Genomic DNA, 699 nt, shown 5'->3' with positions numbered 1-699 from the left:
CGCGGCCGAGATCGCGGCCGCGCTGGCATCCCGGTTCGCCACGGACCGGTAACCGACCCCCCGGTTGCTCCGCGATCATCTGAGTGGCGGGACGGCTGGTCCGTCGACCAGGATGAGGAACCAGCCGAGAGCCAGCAGAAGATCATATTCATGTAGTGATGGGGCTCCGTCGGACGGGCCGACCAGGATCCTGCGTCCGCCGAGCACGATCGCTATCCCGTCCCGGGCAAACAGCACCACGTTGTGCCCGTCGATCCGTGGCACGCCGGTGGCGTGGGCGACGAAACCCCGGGCGAAACCCTGCCGGTTAGGTATGATCCAACGTAGCCAGCGGTCTCCGGTCAGTTTGACGAGGGCTCCCCCGCGTCCCTGCTGGAATTCCGCGAGCGTGTCGCCGGTCGACCCGAGCGCGACCCGCAGGCCGCCGTGGCGTGTTTCCACGACCATCAGATGCTTTCGGACCTTGCATGTGATCCGACCCTGCGCACGCCAGTCTTTCCGCATCTGGGCGATCGCCTCGTCGTCGACCCGGAGCGCGAACTGGTCTCCTGTCGCGGTGACCGGCTCCCAGGTGAATTCCGGCACCATCGCGCAGTCGGAGTGAACCGTCATCATGTTGCCCTCCTGCCGGGCCGTCTCGGAACGTCGACCCGTCTGTTTCCATTGAAAGACCCGCTGGTCAGCAGCTGATCAGGGCCG

The 699-nt window shown here is 66.2% G+C and carries 1 protein-coding gene; it reads right to left on the bottom strand.

All coding sequences use genetic code 11. The features are described from left to right. Window positions 1-75: 75 nt before the first annotated feature. Window positions 76-612 (bottom strand): hypothetical protein, encoded by a 537-nt coding sequence (locus U9980_RS03755; protein WP_322766692.1) that lies wholly within the window; start codon window positions 610-612, stop codon window positions 76-78. Window positions 613-699 lie beyond the last annotated feature (87 nt).

Origin of the sequence: Protofrankia sp. Cr1, from assembly GCF_963555865.1 — a bacterium.
GTDB lineage: Bacteria > Actinomycetota > Actinomycetes > Frankiales > Frankiaceae > Protofrankia.
This window is presented reverse-complemented; position numbering and strand designations above follow the sequence as displayed.

Excerpts from the sequence above, each read along its gene's own strand:
- U9980_RS03755 (WP_322766692.1), bottom strand. The coding sequence starts at position 612 with ATGACGGTTCACTCCGACTGCGCGATGGTGCCGGAATTCACCTGGGAG.